Below are 16940 nucleotides of genomic sequence, written 5' to 3' on the forward strand. Positions count from 1 at the left end.
GTTCAACTGCCCACCCCGCCGATCCGAGGGGCGGGGCGGACCCGGTAAGGGGTGCCGGGTGATCGGCTAGGGGTTGCTAGGGGATCGGCGCGGAAATAGTGTCGGAAGCGAGGCAACCGCCAATGAAGTCGGGTGTTCCGGCGAATGTTTCCGGTAAGACCGGCGACGTTTGTCGCGATAATGGGGACCGTTTTTCGCGCGGCCGCGTCTGGGGGCGGACGGCTGCGGCGCGGTCGCTGTGAGCGCGGTCACGGAAAGCGTTCCCATTCTCTGTCCGCCCCGGTTTTCCATCGTCATATGGGGGTTTGCATAGTGTTGCTTGCAGACAGCGACGTGTCTTCTGCCGAAACGGGTCCGCAGGATTACGACCTGATCGGGCCGGGGGTGTACGCGGTGCCGATCGTGCGCCTGCTTCCCGGCGATTCGCCTCGGCTCAACGGTGAGGACAAGGTGCACGTGCTGCGCCTGGCGGCGATGGAGACGATGCTGCCGCCGATCCAGGTGGACCGCGCGACGATGCGGGTCGTGGACGGCATCCACCGGCTGATGGCGGCCTCACTCAAGGGCGAGCACACCATCGCCGTCGAGTTCTTCGACGGCAGCCCGGAGGACGCGTTCCTCAAATCGGTGGAGGCGAACGTCGAGCACGGTCTGCCGTTGACCCAAGCCGACCGCTCCGCCGCCGCGCTGCGGATCCTCCGCACTCATCCCACCATGTCCGACCGGGCGATCGCGAAGTCCACCGGGCTCGGCGCGCAGGCCGTCGCGGCGCTGCGGCGGTCGTCGGATTCGGTGCCGCAGTCGAATTTCCGGGTCGGGCGGGACGGCAAGGTCCGTCCGCTCAACAGCGCGAAGGGCAGGCTGCGGGTGGCCGAGCTGATGCGGGAGAACCCGGACGCGTCGCTGCGCCAGCTGGCCAGGACGGCCGGGGTGTCGCCCGCGACCGCGCTCGACGTGCGCCGCCGCCTGGAGCGCGGTTCGGGTCCGGTGCCGAGCCAGGATCGTCGCGACCCCGGCGAAACGCCCGCCCCGAAGGCTGCCGCGCCCGCGCCGGAGCCGGCCGAACCCGGTGTGCCTGCCGCGGTCACTCTGGAAGTGCTGATGCGCGATCCGTCGTTGCGGCAGAGCGAACTGGGCCGTCGGCTGCTGCGGATGTTCCGGGACAACGTGCTGGGCGCGAAGGCGTTGACCGACATCGCGGCATCGGTTCCCTCGCATTGCATCGAGATGGTCACTCAGCTGTCCCGGGACAACTCCCGGATCTGGGAGGACTTCGCCCAGGAACTGGCTCGACGCGCAAGGGCCAGCGGAGTGGCCTGAGCCACCGGCCCGAGAGAGGATTTCGCGGCTTCCCCGCCGGTGTGGCGGGGAAGCCGCTTTTTCTGGTGTGTGCTTCGGGATCGCGGCCGGAGGCGGGGTGTCCGAATGTTCGGGTTCAGGGGGCAGCGCGTTTCCGTTCCGGGGGTGCGGAAGAACGCCACGGGCGCCCGGCCCGTGGCGTTCTCGACGTGCGGATCAGACCGTGGCCGGCGCCTCGGCCAGCTTGCAGGTGGCGACGCTGAGGTCGGCCGGGCACGGGGTGATCGACTCGACGTGCAGGCCCGCGTCCGCGGCTTCGCGGCGGATGTCGGCCTCGGTGCGTTCGCGGGCGTGGGTCTCGCCCACCACCATCTTGATCACGTTGCGAAACGCCGCGCCGGAATCGTGCTCGGCCAGCGGGTCGATGACCAGCAGCGTCGGGTTGTCGCCGGCGGCCATCGCGGTGCGGATGTTCGACAGGATCCGCACGCTGCTCTCGGAGCTCCAGTCGTGCAGCACGTTCTTGATCAGGTAGAGGTCGCCGCCCTCGGGGATTTCCTTCAGGATGTCCGCCGGGCGGTAGGTGAGGCGCTGCTTGAGGTCTTCGTCGTCGGAGGCTTGGAGGTCCGCTTCCGCGCGCCGGCAGGTGTCGGGCCGGTCCACGCACACGCCGTGCAGGTGCGGATGGGCTGCCAGGATCGTCTTGAGCAGCGCGCCGTTGCCGCCGCCGACGTCGACCACGACGCGGACGTCCTCGAAGGGCACGTGCTCGGCCAGCACCACGCCGATCGGGCGGGACCAGTCCTGCATGGCGAGGTCGAAGATCCGCGAGGTCTCGGCGTCGTTCTCCAGGTACTCGTACAGCGAGACCCCGAACGCGGCGGGCATCACCGCGGTGCCGTCCTTGACCGCCTTCGCGAGCCCGCCCGCGGCCGCCTGTCCGTAGAGGCCGCAGATGAGCGACGCCAGGTGCCGGATGGACTGCGGGTGGTCGGATTTCAGCTGCTCGGAGGCGGCGGTGTTGGCGTAGCGGCGGTCCTCGTCGACGGTGAAGATCCCCAGCGCGGCGACTGCCTGCATCAGCGATTCCAGCGAGACCTGGTCGGCTTCGATCGCTTCGGCGATCTCGGCGCCGGTCTTCGGCCTGTCGGCGAGCGCGTCCGCGATGCCGAGGCGGGCGACGGCGCCGATCGCGGCCGACGAGATCGACCCCATGACATGACTCAGCAGTGACACTTCCATGGCCCTTGGCTCTCCCCGGCTGGCTGGTGAATTGGCAGGCTCGTGCATTGGCTGGCGTGCTGTGCACACTAGGAGAACCGGGGTCGCGGGGGGCGGGCGTTCAACCGCCCGTGCGCCCGGAAGTCGTTCAGCCGCACGGAAAGGGCAGTTGAACAACTCTCGCGGTCTTGCGCTTTTTCCGGGCCGACGACGAGGCTGAGGCCATGACTGGTGCTCTCGAGGTTCCGGGTGCGCGGCGCAGTCGGGTCACGGCGACGCGCGGGTCTCGGCCGGCGGCGTGAACCTCGCGGGACTCTCCGGTCACCGAAGCCGATTTCGACACGCGTCACTGAAATGCGCTGGGCCGCACGGTGCGGGCGCCCGTTCGGGGTGCGCCCGCGAATCCGTCTGTTATTCCGCCGTGGTCGCCCCGCCGCGGCGCTGTAGTGCGCAAGAGACAGAACCCCGGTAGTCAGGCGAGGTTGGGACCAGATGGCGAACGAAGACAAGCTCCGCGACTACCTCAAACTCGTGACGGCCAACCTGCGACAGGCCCGTCGCCAGCTCGCCGACGTCGAGCAGCGCGGACAGGAGCCGATCGCGATCGTGGGCATGGGCTGCCGGTTCCCCGGCGGCGCGCATGGCCCCGACGCGCTGTGGCAGCTGCTCGCCGAGGGCGCCGACGCCATCGGCGAGTTCCCGCAGGACCGGGGCTGGGATCTGGAGAACCTCTACGACCCCGACCCGGATAATCCGGGCACCTCCTACGCCCGGCACGGCGGCTTCGTCTACGACGCGGCCGGGTTCGACGCCGAGTTCTTCGGGATCAGCCCGCGCGAAGCGCTGATGATGGACCCGCAGCAGCGGCTCTTCCTGGAGGTGGCCTGGGAGGCCGTCGAGCGGGCGGGCATTCCGGCGGATTCCCTGCGCGGCACCAAGACCGGCGTGTTCGTCGGCGCCTACAACCAGGGCTACGGCGCCAACCCCGCGGCCGAGGCCGGCGGTTCGGAAGGCCATCTCGTCACCGGGGTGTCGACGAGTGTCCTTTCGGGACGCGTGGCGTTCACGATGGGGCTGGAAGGCCCGGCGGTGACGCTTGACACGGCGTGCTCCTCCTCGCTGGTGGCCCTGCACCTGGCCACGCTGGCGCTGCGCTCCGGCGAGTGCTCGCTGGCGCTGGTCGGCGGGGTCACGGTCATCTCCGGGCCCGGCGTGTTCGTCGGCTTCTCGCGCCAGCGCGGCATGTCGACCGACGGGCGCTGCCGTTCGTTCAGCGCGGACGCGGAGGGTTCCGGCTGGGCCGAGGGCGCCGGCGTACTGGCGGTGGAACGGCTTTCCGACGCGCAGCGCAACGGCCACCCCGTGCTCGCGGTGATCCGGGGCAGCGCGATCAACCAGGACGGCGCGTCGAACGGGCTGACCGCGCCCCACGGTCCTTCGCAGCAGCGGGTGATCCGCGCCGCGCTGGCCAACGCGCGGCTGTCCGGTTCCGACGTCGACGTGGTGGAGGCGCACGGCTCCGCGACCACGCTCGGCGACCCGATCGAAGCGGAGGCGCTGCTGGCGACCTACGGCCGGGAGCGGCCGGAGGGCCGTCCGCTTTGGCTGGGGTCGGTGAAGTCGAACATCGGGCACTCGCAGGCCGCGGCCGGGGTGGCCGGGGTGATCAAGATGGTGCTGGCGCTGCGGAACGGACAGTTGCCGCGAACGCTGCACGTGGGCGAGCCGACCCCGCATGTGGACTGGTCGGCGGGCGAGGTGCGGCTGCTGGCCGAGCCGGTGCCGTGGGAGCCGGGGGAGCGGGTCCGGCGGGCGGGGGTGTCGTCGTTCGGGATGAGCGGGACCAACGCGCACATCATTCTTGAGGAAGCCCCGGCCGGGCACGAGGCTGCCGAGTCCGCCGAGGTGTCCGATGTGGACGCTGCGGAGAACGATTTGCCGGTGGTGGTCGAGCGCGTCCCGGTGGTGGCGGGCGAGGCGACGGCGTGGCCGGTGTCGGCGCGTTCGGCGGACGGGGCGGCGGGGCAGTGGGGCCGGTTGGCGGCGTGGGTCGGGGCTCGTCCGGAGCTGGACCCGGCGGACGTGGGGTGGTCGCTGGCGGCGACGCGGTCGGTGTTCGAGCACCGGTCCGTGACGGTGGGTGGCGACCGAGAGTCGTTGCTGTCGGGGGTTCCGGTGCGTGGGGTGGCGCGTTCTGGCGCGCGTGCGGTGTTTGTGTTCGGCGGGCAGGGCGCGCAGTGGGTGGGCATGGGCCGTGCGCTCCTGGCGGAGAGTCCTGTTTTCGCCGATCGGTTCGTGGAGTGCGAGCGGGCGTTGGCGTCCTGTGTGGATTGGTCGCCGCGTGAAGTGTTGACCGAGGCTGCGGAGTTGGGCTCGGCGGCGGTGGTGCAGCCGTTGTTGTGGGCGGTGATGGTTTCCCTGGCGGCGGTGTGGGAAGCGGCGGGTGTCGAACCTGAGGCTGTGGTGGGGCATTCGCAGGGTGAGGTTGCGGCGGCGACGGTGGCGGGGATGTTGTCGTTGGAGGATGCGGCCCGGGTTGTGGTGGCCCGGTCCCGGGGATTGTCGGGGCTGTCGGTCGAGGGGTCGATGGTGTCGGTGGTTGCGCCGGTCGGTTCGGTGGCCGAGTTGGTGCAGCGGTGGGGTGATCGGTTGTCGGTGGCGGCGGTGAACGGCCCCGCGGCGACGGTGGTGTCCGGTGATCCGGAGGCGCTGGCGGAGTTCGAGCGGGAGCTTGCGTCGCGGAAGATGTTGCGTTGGCGTGTTCCGGAGACGGATTTTGTCGCGCACTCGTCGGCGGTCGAGCCGCTGGAAGGTGTGCTGGCGGACGAACTCGGCGGGATCTCTCCGCGGGCCGGTCGGGTGCCGATGATGTCGACCGTCACGGGCGGTTGGGTGTCCGATGAGGAGCTGGATGCCGGTTACTGGTACCGGAATCTGCGGCAGACGGTGCAGTTCGAGAGTGCGGCTCGGGCGTTGCTGGCGGACGGCTTCGATTCCTTTGTGGAGGTTTCGCCGCATCCGGTGCTGGTCGCGTCGGTGCGGGAGACCGCCGAGGATGCCGGGGTTTCCGGGGTCGTCGCGGTCGGGACGGTGGAGCGGGACAACGCGGGTGCGGAGCGGTTGCTGACCGCGTTCGCGGAAGGCTTCGTGCACGGTCTGTCGGTGGACTGGTGCCGGGTGCTTCCGGCTGGGAAGCCGGTGGAGCTGCCCACTTACGCGTTCCAGCACCAGCGCTACTGGCTGAACAACGAACTGCCCGCCGTTCGGCGAAGCGGTGCGGAAACGCCGGGCGAGGACTGGCGGTACCGGGTCAGCTGGGCGCCCGTCGCGGAGCCCGCGCCTGTGCGGCTCGGCGGGAACTGGCTCGTCGTGACGGCGGCGGGACAGTCTGGGCGCCCCCTCGTGCAGGAATGCCGCGACGCACTGGCGGACGCTGGTGCGGAGACGCGGACGCTGGAGCTGCCGGACGGCACCGGGAATCGCGGCGAGATCGCCGCCCTGCTGGCGGGCGACGAGTTGTCGGGCGTGCTTTCGCTGCTCTCGCTGGACGAGACGCACGGCCTGACGCAGACCGTTGCCCTGGTTCAGGCCCTCGGCGACCTTCAGTTCGAAGCTCCATTGTGGACGGTCACCAGCGGTGCGGTCGCGGCGGTTCCCGGTGAGGCACCGAAGAATCCCGCACAGGCCGGTGTCTGGGGACTCGGCCGGGTCGCGGCGCTCGAACACCCCGACCGCTGGGGCGGACTCGTGGACGTACCCGCGACGCTGGCGGGTCGGGCCGCGAAGCGGTTGACGGCGCTCCTCGCCGGAGGCGGCGAGGACCAGGTCGCGATCCGCGAGACGGGTGTCCTCGGACGCAGGCTGCTGCGCGCTGCCTCGCCGCGCGGTGGCGAAACGCCTTGGAAGCCAAGGGAAACCGCGCTGATCACCGGTGAGGCGGACAAGATCGGCGGGCACGTCGCCCGGCTGCTGGCCGACCGGGGCGCCTCGCGCGTCGTGTTGGCCGGGCGGCGCGGTCCGGACGCGGGCGAGGCGGCGGCTTTCGCCGCGGAGCTGGCGGCGGCGGGCACCGCGGTCGACATCGTGGCCTGTGACACCGGGGTGCGGCCGGAGGTGGCCGCGGTCGTCGCCGGGCTCGGTTCGACGCTGTCCTCGGTGCTGCACACCGAAGAACTCATCGACGACCGGCCGATCGAGGACGCCGATCCGGCCGAACTGGACGCGGTGCTGGCGGTCAAGGCGGGCGCGGCGGCCTGGCTGCACGAACTGACCGCGGACCTCGACCTGGACGCGTTCGTGCTGACCTCGTCGGTCGCCGCGGTGTGGGGCGGCGGGCGGCAGCCCGGGTTCTCCGCGGCGAACGCCCGGCTCGACGCGCTGGCCGAGGCGCGGGTCGCCGCCGGGCTCCCGGCCACCTCGGTGGCATGGGGGCCGTGGGGCGCGGACGCGATGAACTCCGCCGCCGACCAGGCGCAGCTCGAACGCCGCGGCCTGTCGCCGCTGGCCCCGGACCGGGCGATCAGGATGCTGGCGCGGATCATGGACGCGCGCGAAGCGGTGGTCACCGTGGCGGACGTGGACTGGGCGAAGTTCGCTCCGCCGTTCACCCTGCGCCGTCCCAGCCCGCTGCTGGAAATCCTGCCGGAGGTGCGCACCGCCCTCACCGCCGGCGAGGCCTCGGCCGACCAGCAGGCGAGCGGCTCCCTGAAGCAGCAGCTCGCGGAACTGTCCGCGGCCGAGCAGGAACGGCTGCTGGTCACCCTGGTCCGGACCGAAGCGGCGGCGGTGCTCGACTACCCGTCCCCGTCGTCCATTCCGGCCTCCCGCGCGTTCAGCGAACTCGGCTTCGACTCGCTGACCGCTGTCGAACTGCGCAACCGCCTCGGCGCCGCCACCGGGCTGAAACTGCCCGCGACACTGCTTTTCGACTACCCGAACCCGACCACGCTGGCCGATTACCTCGGCACGGAACTGCTGGGCGCCGCGGAATCGGCTCCGGTCGCGACGGCAGCGACGGCGGCGCTGGACGACGACCCGGTGGTCATCGTCGGCATGAGCTGCCGTTTCCCCGGCGGCGTCCGGTCGCCGGAGGAGCTGTGGGAGCTGCTGGCGTCGGGCACGGACGCGATCGGCGCGTTCCCGCAGGACCGCGGCTGGGAGCTGGACAGCCTCTACAACCCCGACCCGGAGCACACCGGCACCTCATACGTGCGGCAGGGCGGTTTCGTTTACGACGCGGCCGAATTCGACGCTGGGTTCTTCGGGATCAGTCCGCGCGAGGCGCTGGCGATGGACCCGCAGCAGCGGCTGCTGCTCGAAGTCTCCTGGGAGGCGCTGGAACGGTCCGGCGTCCCGGTGTCCTCGTTGCGGGGCAGCAAGACCGGGGTGTGGGCGGGGGCCAGCTTCACCGGCTACGGTCTCGCCGGTTCCAGCGCGGAGGAAGGCATCGAAGGGCATCTGCTGACCGGCACCACCACGAGTGTGCTGTCCGGCCGGTTGTCCTACACCTTCGGGCTTGAAGGCCCCGCCGTCACGGTGGACACTGCCTGCTCTTCGGCGCTGGTCGCGGTCGATCTGGCCAGCCAGGCGCTGCGCTCGGGCGAATGCTCGCTGGCGCTGGCCGGCGGCGTGTTCGTGTCGGCCACTCCGGACCTGTTCGTCTGGGTCAGCCGGCAGCGCGGGCTTTCCCCGGACGGCCGGTCGAAGTCCTTCTCCGCCGAGGCGGACGGCATGGGCATCGCCGAGGGCGCGGGCATGGTCGTGCTGGAGCGGCTGTCCGAGGCGCGCCGCAACGGGCATCCGGTGCTCGCGGTGGTCCGCGGCTCGGCGGTCAACCAGGACGGCGCGTCGAACGGGTTGACCGCGCCGAACGGTCCTTCGCAGCAGCGGGTGATCCGCGCGGCGCTGGCGAACGCCGGACTGTCCGCTCAGGACGTCGACGTGGTCGAGGCGCACGGGTCCGGCACGTCGCTGGGCGACCCGATCGAGGCGCAGGCGGTCATCGCCACCTACGGCCAGGACCGGCCGCAGGACCGGCCGGTCTGGCTCGGCTCGGTCAAGTCGAACATCGGGCACCCGCAGGCCGCGGCAGGTATCGGCGGGCTGCTGAAGATGGTGCTGGCGCTGGGGCACAAGCAGCTGCCCAAGACCCTGCACGCCGACGAGCCGTCTCCGCACGTGGACTGGTCCGCGGGCGCGGTCGAACTGCTCACCGCGCAGCGGGAGTGGGAGGCCGAGGGCCGTCCGCGCCGGGGCGGGGTCTCGTCGTTCGGCGTCAGCGGCACCAACGCGCACATCATCCTGGAAGAGGCCCCCGAACCGGAGGCCACCGTAGACACGGAGAGCACTGCGGGCCCGCACGCGTGGACGGTTTCCGGTCGCACCGCGGAAAGCGTGCGCGCCCAGGCAGCCCGGCTCGCCGAGCACGTGGCCGCCCGCCCCGATCTCGACCCGGCGGACGTCGCGTGGTCGCTGGCGTCGACCCGCACGGTGTTCGAGTACCGCGCCGTGATCACCGGCACCGATCTCGCGGAACTGACTTCGGGGCTGGCCGCGGTGGCCGCCGGCGAGTCCGCTCCCGGCGTCGTGGTCGGCGCTTCGGCGGCGGCTGAGGAGAGCGAGCCGGTCTTCGTGTTCCCCGGACAGGGCGCGCAGTGGGCGGGCATGGGCCGGGAACTTCTGGCGTCCTCGCCGGTTTTCGCCGCCCGGATGGCCGAATGCGAGCAGGCGCTGCGACCGTACGTGGACTGGTCGCTGACCGAGGTGCTGTGGAACGAAGAAGATCTCGACCGCGCTGAGGTCGGTCAGCCCGCCCTGTGGGCGGTCATGGTTTCCCTCGCCGCGGTGTGGGCGGCGGCCGGGGTCGCGCCGAGCGCCGTGCTCGGGCATTCCCAGGGCGAGATCGCCGCTGCCACCGTCGCCGGGATCCTGTCGCTGGACGACGCGGCCAAGGTCGTCGCGGTCCGCAGCAAGGCGCTGTCCGGGCTGGGCGCCGAGGGCGGCATGCTCTCGGTCGTCATGTCCGCCGAGGCAGTGCGGGAACTGCTGGTGCGGTGGGAGGACCGGCTGGCGATCGCCGCGATCAACGGGCCCGCCGCCGCGGTGGTCTCCGGCGAGACCGAAGCACTCACCGAATTCGAACGGGAACTGGCGTCGCGCAAGGTGTTGCGGTGGCGTGTCCCGGTTTCCGACTTCGTGGCGCACTCCGCCGGGATCGCCGGGCTGGAGAACGAGCTGCTCGAAGGCCTGGCGGACATCCAGCCGCAGCCGGGCGAGTTCCCGCTGTTCTCCACGGTCGAATGCCGGTGGATGAACGGCGAGGAACTCGACGCCGCGTACTGGTTCGCCAACGTCCGCCGAACCGTCCGGTTCGACGAAGCGGTCCGGGCGCTGGCCGCAGCCGGGCACCGCGCCTTCGTCGAGGTGTCCCCGCAGCCGGTGCTGACCACCGGCATCGCCGAGACCATCGAGGACCTGGCAGTCCCGGGCGCCCCGGTGATCACCGGCACGGTGGAGCGGGAGCAGAGCGGCGTCGCGCGGCTGCTGGCCTCGCTGGCCCAGGTGTATGTCGGCGGCACCGCGGTGGACTGGCCCGCCGTGCTGCCCGCCGGACAGTGGGTGGACCTGCCGACGTATGCGTTCCAGCGCCAGCGGTACTGGCTGGCCGGGTCCAGTCTGTCCGGCCCCGCCCCGGTGTCCGGCGACGGCGCTGTCTCCGCCGCGGACGCCCAGTTCTGGGCTGCCGTCGAGGAAGGAGACTTGGGACGGCTGGGCGGCGCTCTCGCGGTGGACGCGCAGCGTTCCTTCCAAGAGGTGCTTCCCGCGCTCGCGGCCTGGCGTCGACGGGAGCAGGACCGGGACATCACCGGGAACTGGCGTTACCGCGTCACCTGGCGTCCGGTCTCCGATCCGGCTCCCACGCCGCTGACCGGGACCTGGCTGGCGGTCGTGCCGACCGGACACGGCGATGACGCTCTGGTGCGCGCGTGCGTCGAGGCGCTCGCCGCCCGCGGCGCGGACGTGACCGAGCTCGAAGTCGACGCGAGCACCGCCACCCGTGAAGAACTGGCGACCGCGGTCGCCGGGCCGCTGACCGGAGTGGTCTCGCTGCTCGCGCTGGACGAGACTCCGCTCGAGGGAGCGTCGGTGGTGCCGGGCGGACTGACGGGCACCACGACGCTGATCCAAGCGCTGGCCGACGCGGATGTCACCGCGCCGCTGTGGCTGGTCACCACGGGCGCGATCGCCACCGGGCCGGGGGACGTGCTGACCCGGCCGGTGCAGACCCAGACCCGCGGCCTCGGCCGGGTGCTGCTGCTGGAGCAGCCGGACCGCTGGGGCGGGATGATCGACCTGCCCGCCGTGCTCGACGAGCGCACCGCGAACCGGCTGTGCGCGGTGCTCGCCGGATGCGGCGAGGACGAGGTGGCGCTGCGGCCCGCGGGCATTCTCGGCCGCCGCATCGTGCGCGCGCCGCAGCCCGCCGAGCGGACATGGCGGCCGCGCGGCACCACGCTGATCACCGGCGGCACCGGCGCGGTCGGCGGCCGGGTGGCCCGCTGGCTGGCCGAGCAGGGCGCGGAGAAGGTGGTGCTGACCAGCCGTTCCGGAGCCTCGGCCGAAGGCGCGGCGGCGTTGGCCGCCACGCTGGCCGACGCCGGGACCGCGGTGGAGATCACCGGCTGCGACGCGGCATCGCGCGCCGACCTGTCCGGAGTGATCGACCGCATCGGGGCCGACGGACCCGCGCTCACCGCGGTGATGCACACCGCAGGGGTGCTGGACGACGGCGTGCTCGACCGGATGACCACCGACCGGCTCGCCAGTGCGCTGTCGGCCAAGGCCGGCGGCGCGGCGCACCTCGACGAGCTGACCGCAGAGCTGCCGCTCGATGCGTTCGTGCTGTTCTCCTCGGCCGCCGCGACCTTCGGCGGCGCCGGTCAGGCCAACTACGCGGCCGCGAACGCCTATCTGGACGGCTTGGCGGAGAACCGGCGTTCGCGTGGCTTGCCCGCGCTGTCGGTGGCGTGGGGACCCTGGTCCGGCGGCGGTGTTTCGCAGGCCAGCGAAGCCGCCCGCGCCCGGCTGCGCCGCAACCACTGGGAAGTCCTGATCGACCCGGACCTGGGCGTCAAGGCGCTGGCCGGGGCGATGGCCGGACCGGACACCGTGCTGACCGTGATGGACCTGGACTGGCCCGCGCTCGCCGCCGCGCCCGGACAGGCCGCCATCCTGGACCTGCCGTTCGTGCGCGACCTGCCGGACGCGCAGCGGTTGAAGGCCGGGCTCAAGGCCGACGGCGGCGCGCAGCGCGACGCGGGCGAACTGGCCCAGGGCCTCGCGGGCCGCTCCCGCGCCGAACAGGACCGGCTGCTGGTGGACCTGATCCGCGCCGAGGCGGCCGCCGTGCTCGGCTACGCGGGGCCGCAGGACGTGGAGCCGAGCCGCGCGTTCAGCGAACTGGGCTTCGACTCGCTGACCTCGGTCGAACTGCGGAACCGGATTTCGGCCGCGGCGGGCGTGCCGCTGCCCGCGACGCTGATGTTCGACTATCCGACTCCGACGGTGCTGGCCGAGCACCTGCGCACCACGCTGCTCGGCGCCCAGCCCGTGAGCCCGCCCGAACTGCCTTCGGCGGCGGCCGTCGACGACGATCCGATCGCGCTGGTGGCGATGAGCTGCCGCTTCCCCGGGGACGTCAACAGCCCCGAGGAGCTGTGGGATCTGCTGGCCGCCGGGGGCGACGGGATCTCCGAGTTCCCGGCCGACCGCGGCTGGGACGCGGCCGCGCTGTTCGACCCGGACCCGGCGAACCCCGGCACCACCTACGCACGCCACGGCGGCTTCCTCCACCAGGCCACCGCGTTCGACCCGGGCTTCTTCGGGATCAGCCCGCGCGAGGCGCTGGCGATGGACCCGCAGCAGCGGCTGCTGCTCGAACTGTCCTGGGAGGCGCTGGAATCCGCCGGACTGGACCCGGTCGCGCTGCGCGGTTCGCGCACCGGCGTGTTCATCGGCGGCTACTCCTCGAACTACGCGATGGTCAGCATGCAGCTGGCCGCGCAGAACGGCGCCGAAGCGGTCGAAGGCCACCTGATCAGCGGCAACGCGACCAGCATCATCTCCGGCCGGATCTCCTACACACTCGGTCTCGAAGGCCCGGCGCTCACCGTGGACACCGCGTGCTCGTCGTCGCTGGTGGCACTGCACACGGCGAGGCAGGCGCTGCGCACCGGCGAATGCTCGCTGGCGCTGGTCGGCGGCGTGTCGGTGATGGCCACGCCGTGGGAGATGGTCGGCTTCGCCCGCCAGCGCGGCATCGCGGCGGACGGCCGGTCCAAGGCGTTCTCCGAAGCTGCCGACGGCATGGGCATGGGCGAAGGCGCGGGCATCCTCGTGCTGGAACGCCTTTCCGACGCTCGGCGCAACGGGCATGCGGTGCTGGCCGTGGTGGCGGGTTCGGCGGTGAACCAGGATGGTGCGTCGAATGGTTTGACGGCGCCGAATGGTCCTTCGCAGCAGCGGGTGATTCGGGCGGCGTTGGCGAATGCCGGGTTGTCGGCGTCCGAAGTGGACGTGGTGGAGGCGCACGGTACGGGGACGCCATTGGGCGACCCGATCGAGGCGCAGGCGTTGCTCGCGACCTATGGACAGGAACGGGCCGGGCGGGACCCGCTGTGGCTGGGTTCGGTGAAGTCGAACATCGGGCACACGCAGGCGGCCGCCGGTGTCGCTGGTGTGATCAAGATGGTGTTGGCGTTGCGGAACAAGGAACTTCCGCGGACATTGCACGTCGAGACGCCGTCGTCGCATGTGGACTGGACGGCGGGCGAGGTCCGGTTGTTGAGGGAGAACGTGGCCTGGGAGTCGGGGCGGACTCGCCGGGCGGGCGTGTCGGCGTTCGGCATCAGCGGGACCAACGCGCACATCATCATCGAGGAAGCTCCCGAGGAAGAGGCTGCCGAGGTCGTGGCGACGGACGAGCCGACGGTGTGGGTGGTGTCGGGTCGTTCGGCGGACGGGCTGACGGCGCAGGCCGCGCGGCTTCGCGAGCGGGTCGTCGGGCGTGGGCTGGATCCGGTGGATGTCGGCTGGGCGTTGGCCACCACGCGGTCGGTGTTCGACCATCGGGCCGTCGTGTTCGGCGACGATCTCCTGAGCGGGCTGGACAGTCTGGCCGCGGGGGAGTCCGTCGGGTCGGTTGTTTCGGGCGTCGCGGATCCGGGTGTTCGGGTGGGTTTGGTGTTTGCGGGTCAGGGTTCGCAGTGGGCTGGTATGGGCCGGGGACTGTATGAGTCGAGTCCGGTGTTTGCTGAGGTGTTTGATCGGGTTTCGGGTTTGTTGGAGCTGGAGCTGGGTGTTTCGGTTCGGGATGTGGTGCTGGTTTCGGGTACGCCGGGCAGTGATCAGACTTTGTATGCGCAGGCTGGGTTGTTCGCTTTCGAGGTGGCGTTGTTCGAGGTGTTGCGCGCCGCGGGTGTTCGGGCGGATGCGGTGGTGGGGCATTCGGTGGGTGAGGTGGCGGCGGCGTATGCGGCGGGTGTGTTGTCTCTGTCGGATGCGTGTCGTCTGGTTGCTACTCGTGCTCGGTTGATGCAGGCGTTGCCGGTGGGTGGTGCGATGGCGGCGATCAACGCGCCGGAGGCCGAGGTGGCCGAGACGCTGGTCGATGGGGTGTCGATAGCGGCGGTGAATGGGCCGGAGTCGGTGGTGGTCTCTGGTGAAGTCGATGCGGTCGAACAGATCGTGGCGCGGTGGAAAGAACGCGGACGTCGTGCTAGGCGGCTGCGGGTGAGCCACGCGTTCCATTCCGCCGCGATGGATCCGGTGCTGGACGAGCTGCGCGAAGTGGCTGAAGGGCTCACGTACGAGCGTCCGGAGCTGTTGTGGGCGGGTGCGTTGACCGGCGAGCTGGTCGCTGACTGCGAGGCCGGTTACTGGCCGGAGCAGACGCGTCGCCCGGTCCGGTTCGCGGACGCGGTGGAGTCCCTTGTGGAGCAGGGGATTTCGGTGTTCCTGGAGGTCGGCCCGGACGGTTCGCTGTCGGCGTTGGGTTCGGCGGCCGGGTTCGTGCCGTTGCAGCGCAAGGACGGCACCGGCCTGATCGCCGGGCTGGCGCGGGCTTTCGTGCAGGGGGTGAGTGTCGACTGGAGTGCGCTGATTCCCCAGGGGAACCGCGCGCAGCTGCCGACGTATGCCTTCCAGCACAAGCGCTACTGGCCGCAGGGCGTGCAGACGCGACCGGGCACCGCGACGGGTTCGGCGGCGGACGCCGAGTTCTGGGCCGCGGTGGAGAGCGGCGATCTGACCGAACTCGCCGACACCTTGTCCCTTGAGGACAGTGCGCAGCTCGGCGAGGTGCTGCCCGCACTGGTCTCCTGGCGCAAACGTGAACACGACCGCACGGCCACCGCGGACTGGCGTTACCGCGTGAGCTGGGCGTCGATCCCGGAGCCAGCCGCGCATACGTTGTCCGGGCGCTGGATCGTGGTGCGCACCCCGGACCAGGCCGGGCACGAGTTGGCGCGGACCTGTCTGCGCGTGCTGGCCGAGTACGGCGCCGAGGTGAGCGTGCTGGAAGCGGTGGAGAGCACCGACGTGGCGGCCATGACCGCGCGGATCGAGGACGTCGTCGGCGACGGCGCGGTCTCCGGGTTGGTGTCGCTGCTGGCGCTGGACGAGACTCCGGCGCCCGGCTTCCCGAACCTGGTCAATGGCGTGGCCGGGACCCAGACGCTCATCCAGGCGATGATCGCGCTGCACCTGCCCGCTCCCTTGTGGACGCTCACCCGGGGCGCGGTGTCCGCCCTTCCCGGCGAGCCGACCGAAAATCCGGAGCAGTCGCAGGTATGGGGCGTGGCCAGGGTCGCGGTGCTGGAGCACCCCGACCATGGCGGCGGCATGATCGACGTGCCGGTCGAGTTCGACGACACGGCCGCGCGACGGCTGTGCGCGCTGCTGGCCGACTCGGACGGCGAAGACCAGCTCGCGATCCGCGAGAACGGGATCTTCGGCCGTCGTCTCGGCCGGGCCGGTGCGCCCAAGGGCGCGGCGGGGCGGTTCGCGCCGTCCGGCACCGCGCTGATCACCGGCGGCACCGGCGCGATCGGCGGGCACGTGTCCCGCTGGCTCGGCGAGCGCGGCGTCGAACGTCTCGTGGTGACCAGCCGCTCCGGTGCCACCGCGGCGGGGGCGCCGGCGCTGGCCGCCGAACTGGCAGGCGAGGGCACTGCGGTCGAGGTGTTCGCCTGCGACGCCGCTGTCGAGTCCGAGCTGGCCGGAGTGCTGACCCGGATCGGGCACGACGGCCCGCCGTTGAAGGTGGTCATGCACGCCGCGGGCGTGGCGCAAGCGACGCCGCTGGACGAGATTTCCCTGGCGGAACTGGCGACCGTGCTGGCGGCCAAGGCCGATGGCGCGGCCGCGCTGGACCGGCTGACCGCGGGGATCGAGTTGGACGCGTTCGTGCTGTTCTCCTCGATCGCGGCGACCTGGGGCAGCGGCATGCAGGCCAGCTACGCTGCCGCCAACTGCTACCTGGACGCGCTGGTGGAGAACCGGCTCGCCCGCGGCCTCGCCGCCACTTCGGTGGCTTGGGGTCCGTGGGGCGGCGGCGGAATGACCGACGTCGAGGACGCGGCGCTGCTGAGCCGTCGCGGGCTCGGCATGCTCGATCCCGGCCACGCGGTCAACGCGCTGGCGCAGGTGCTCGACAGCGGCGAGAGCCTGACGGTCGTCGCCGACGTGGACTGGGGCCGGTTCGCGCCGCCGTTCACCCTGCGCCGCCCGAGCCGGCTCATCGAAAGCCTTCCCGACGTCGTCGAGGCGTTGGAGAGCCGGGACGAGGAGCCGGGCGTGGCCGCGGGCAACGCGCTGGCCGGGAAGCTGTCCGGGCTTTCCCAGGCCGAACAGCAGCGGCTGCTGGTCGACCTGGTGCGCGCCGAAGCGGCGACGGTCCTCGGGCACGAGAAGGACGTCGTGGAGGCCGACCGGTCCTTCAGCGATCTCGGCGCCGACTCGCTCACCGCGGTGGAACTGCGCGACCGGCTGGGTTCGAGCACCGGGATGTCGTTGCCCAGCACGCTGTTGTTCGACTACCCGACTCCGGCCGCGCTCGCCGAACACCTGCGGACGAGCCTGGTCGCGGAGGTCAGCGCGGTCGCCCCGGTGCTCGCCGAACTGGACAAGCTGCAAGGCCTGCTCGACGGGCTGGCCACCGCGGACGAGTCCGCGCTGATCACCAACCGGCTCGAAGTCGTGCTGGCGAAGTGGAAAGAAGCGAAGGAAAACCACGCCGGCGACGGCGTCGAGGAGAAGCTCGAATCGTCTTCGGACGACGAAGTCTTCGACTTCATCGGCAAAGAACTCGGCATCTACTGACCAGACGAAGACGCGACTTCCTCCACGGGGTGACGTAAGTG

The 16940-nt window shown here is 71.5% G+C and carries 3 protein-coding genes; 2 read left to right on the forward strand and 1 reads right to left on the reverse strand.

Translation table 11 applies throughout. The features are described 5' to 3' along the window. Positions 1-333 precede the first annotated feature (333 nt). Positions 334-1320: a transcriptional regulator gene (locus ACLJPX_RS17070; RefSeq protein ID WP_233224168.1), complete on the forward strand. Its 987-nt coding sequence runs from the start codon at positions 334-336 to the stop codon at positions 1318-1320. Between the two features lie 195 nt (positions 1321-1515). On the opposite strand, the gene ACLJPX_RS17075 is transcribed toward ACLJPX_RS17070, so the two are convergent. Further along, positions 1516-2541 carry a methyltransferase gene (locus tag ACLJPX_RS17075; protein ID WP_410600941.1) on the reverse strand — a complete coding sequence of 342 codons (1026 nt, stop codon included), beginning with the start codon at positions 2539-2541 and terminating at the stop codon, positions 1516-1518. A gap of 471 nt (positions 2542-3012) precedes the next feature. Here ACLJPX_RS17075 and ACLJPX_RS17080 point away from each other — a divergent pair, with 471 nt between their 5' ends. After that, on the forward strand, positions 3013-16899 hold the full coding sequence (locus ACLJPX_RS17080) for a type I polyketide synthase (protein ID WP_410600942.1): 13887 nt from the start codon (positions 3013-3015) through the stop codon (positions 16897-16899). Positions 16900-16940 lie beyond the last annotated feature (41 nt).

Origin of the sequence: Amycolatopsis sp. lyj-90 (genome assembly GCF_046549035.1) — a bacterium.
Taxonomy (GTDB): domain Bacteria; phylum Actinomycetota; class Actinomycetes; order Mycobacteriales; family Pseudonocardiaceae; genus Amycolatopsis.

Coding starts and splice junctions, on each gene's coding strand:
- ACLJPX_RS17075 (WP_410600941.1), bottom strand. CDS start 2,541: ATGGAAGTGTCACTGCTGAGTCATGTCATGGGGTCGATCTCGTCGGCC.
- ACLJPX_RS17080 (WP_410600942.1), top strand. CDS start 3,013: ATGGCGAACGAAGACAAGCTCCGCGACTACCTCAAACTCGTGACGGCC.